Genomic DNA, 381 nt, shown 5'->3' with positions numbered 1-381 from the left:
ACCTTGACCAGCGCATTCCAGATCGCGTGCATGGCAGCGGCGGCAAGCACTGCAAAGAAGACGAAAAGCGTCATGCGCGGCTCATGTGGCGATGCCCGGCGTTTCCAGGTCTATGTCCACCCGCAGCGGAAAATGATCCGAGGCAACCTCGCCGATGTCTGCACTGATCGAACGCACCCGCCCGGCGAACATGCCGCCGACGAAGCAATGGTCGAGCCGGCGCTTTGCCAGTCTGCCGTCGATGGTCTTCACATGGGTGTGGAAGTCCGGAACCGGCTCCCCGGCAACGGCGGCGGCATCGACGAAACCGCTGAGATAGGCGGCACCTCGATGGTAGGGCGTGCTGCCGACGATGCGGCGATACTCGGCGCTGTCCGGCTC

At 64.0% G+C, this 381-nt stretch carries 1 pseudogene; it reads right to left on the bottom strand.

The window, feature by feature from the left end:
• Positions 1 to 81: 81 nt before the first annotated feature.
• A pseudogene (locus EN885_RS33410) lies at positions 82 to 381 on the bottom strand (EEP domain-containing protein); the annotation flags it as partial.

The sequence above is a fragment of the Mesorhizobium sp. M6A.T.Cr.TU.014.01.1.1 genome, from assembly GCF_004022765.1.
Taxonomy (GTDB): Bacteria; Pseudomonadota; Alphaproteobacteria; order Rhizobiales; family Rhizobiaceae; genus Mesorhizobium; species Mesorhizobium mediterraneum.
The sequence above is the reverse complement of the archived record's forward strand: the minus strand, read 5'-3'. Positions and strand labels throughout refer to the sequence as shown.